This is a genomic window from Vibrio sp. D401a, assembly GCF_030248515.1.
In the GTDB taxonomy this organism is placed as follows: domain Bacteria; phylum Pseudomonadota; class Gammaproteobacteria; order Enterobacterales; family Vibrionaceae; genus Vibrio; species Vibrio rotiferianus.
This window is the reverse complement of record NZ_JAHGAI010000027.1, coordinates 1-2,088: the sequence shown is the minus strand read 5'-3', so window position 1 is coordinate 2,088 and position 2,088 is coordinate 1. Positions and strand designations below refer to the sequence as shown.

Sequence of the window (2,088 nt, the reverse complement as noted above, 5' to 3'; positions counted from 1 at the left end):
CAAAATTTAGCATTGGTGTGAATGATGTAGTCAATGTAGGAAGATAAAAATAAAAGTCACCTTAGTTGTAACACATAACAAACTGTTTAAGAGTGATTCGCAACGCATGGCATTTTTACTATGCGTTGCGTTTAGTGTTTAAGGTGCTATGCGGCGGCATCGGTATTGCGTTGCTCACACCTTAACAGGGCGTTATATGCAAAAGGTGAAAATATCAATTTTATCAGTGGGGTATGCCTCTCAATGATTTAATAATCGTTTGTTTTAGTAATACGCGGGATTTAAAAATGTTTCCAATAAAGGAGGCGTTATGAAATCCACACACCTAGATGCTGAGCAGCGTTACTCGCAAGTTAGAATGAATACGATAAAAGCTGCTCAGATCAAACTTAATAAAACTAATGAATATAAAGACATTGAGCTGAAGAGCATTGATGGAAAGTCACTAAAGTTAGCTGGATGGTGGTCTAACTCTACAAAGCGTAAAGTTGACTGGGATTGGATTGAGGGTTACGCAGCTTTTAAGTTTAGATACCCAAAACGATTTGAACTCGCAATTTGGTCAAAAGGTGAACTTCTTAGTTTATCATTAGGTCGACCAACATATTATGGGAGCTCAATGAGGTTAGATTTTATCGAGGCAAATCCAGATATATCTGGCGCAAGAGTATTCCCCGCTACACTTTTTACTATGATTACATATGCAGAATTGCTGGGTGCAACAGAAGTGCGGGTAATGAAACCAATAAATGATGATGTTAAGAAGTACTATCAATCTTTTGGTTTAACATATGTTGTTAAGGGCGATTACTTATATATGAGGTTGTGATCATGAATGAAGATAAAAATAATGTAATACAACTTAAGAAACGTTCGCTCAAACAAAAAGCTAGCGAACGGTTTCTTGAGAGCATAGGTGATCAAGTAGAGCCAGAGGCATTGGCTTCAGGTGGTAAAATGGATGATGTTAGTTCTGAATGTGAGAGCATAGATGACCAAGAAACAGAGTGATCAGATTAAAAAATCAAAGGAAAGAAAAGTGAAGGAAGTGGACCCAAATAAAATGACTTCCCAACTAGCAATAGCACTCTATCGAGCTGCGAACCGATGCAAATTACCAGTCTAAAAATTTGCATATAACAAACTGTTTAAGAGTGATTCGCAACGCGTGGCATTTTTACTATGCGTTGTGTTTAGTGGTTAAGGTGGTTTGCGGAAGCATCGGTATTGCGTTGCTCACACCTTAACAGGGCGTTAGCTCTCATGGTAAAAAGGTCAAATATGCATAGAGGAAGAATTCAAGCTCAAGGTCATGGCTTAGAAGAGTCTGAAAGTTGGGCAATAAGTTCCCCATTGAGTCATGCTGATGGGTTAGCGAAAAAGGCTGCGTTAAAAGGAAAGTTATCTCGACGTGAACTAACAGATAGAAACGATGCATTTGCTAAAGCTAAAAAATTTATAGACAGTGCTCAAAGAGCGGGAGGTGTTTCTGCCCAAGTGTCAAAGACATATATGGTGAAAAATGACACTCAGAAAAGGGTAGATATAGAGGTTAGGTCAGGGGACGCATTTGTATAATGGCTATTTTGTATAGAAATTTTTTAAAAGATAATAAAGTATATCGTCCGAATATTGCTTATTGGCATAAGCAGATAAAGAGAATGCTCAAAGATGCTTATATTGATTTAGAAAGTGAGAAATATCTGGCAGATAGATTCGATAACGGAGAATTGTTTTTTGATGGCAATCCAATTTTTAATGCGTGGATAAAAGGGACAGGAAAGGCTTTTAGAATTATCCAAGAAGACCCTGAAGAGTTTGATGAATACTATGCATCATTTAGAAAAGAAATAGTTATCAACAACATCTATTACGAAGAACTAGTCATAGTGTTAACTTTATCTAAGGCTAGACGTGAACGTGCATTGACAGAAATCCGAGATTGGTTGAAGAGCTAACAATCTGTTTAAGAGTGATTCGCAACGCTTGGCATTTTTACTGTGCGTTGCGTTTTGTGTTTAAGGCAGTATGCGGAGGCTTTTGTATAGCGTTGCTCACACCTTAACAGGGCGTTATGTGCCCGAGTAC

The 2,088-nt window shown here is 37.9% G+C and carries 4 protein-coding genes; all 4 read left to right on the top strand.

Translation table 11 applies throughout. The annotated features are described in order from the left end of the window. Positions 1–310: 310 nt before the first annotated feature. The 4 genes from KIV41_RS12860 to KIV41_RS12840 all read left to right on the top strand — a co-directional run bounded on the left by KIV41_RS12860 (position 311) and on the right by KIV41_RS12840 (position 1,958). Positions 311–829 (top strand): hypothetical protein, encoded by a 519-nt coding sequence (locus KIV41_RS12860; RefSeq protein ID WP_009696804.1) that lies wholly within the window; start codon positions 311–313, stop codon positions 827–829. 2 nt (positions 830–831) lie between these two features. Beyond that, entirely contained in the window at positions 832–1,011 is a 180-nt protein-coding gene (locus KIV41_RS12855) for a hypothetical protein (RefSeq protein ID WP_285336631.1), read from the top strand. A 252-nt stretch (positions 1,012–1,263) separates the two neighbouring features. Continuing rightward, complete coding sequence (locus tag KIV41_RS12845) at positions 1,264–1,578, top strand: hypothetical protein (protein ID WP_285336630.1); 315 nt, start codon at positions 1,264–1,266, stop codon at positions 1,576–1,578. Next, complete coding sequence (locus KIV41_RS12840; RefSeq protein ID WP_140366112.1) at positions 1,578–1,958, top strand: hypothetical protein; 381 nt, start codon at positions 1,578–1,580, stop codon at positions 1,956–1,958. The genes KIV41_RS12845 and KIV41_RS12840 overlap by 1 nt, the downstream gene beginning before the upstream one ends. The last annotated feature ends 130 nt before the right edge of the window (positions 1,959–2,088 follow it).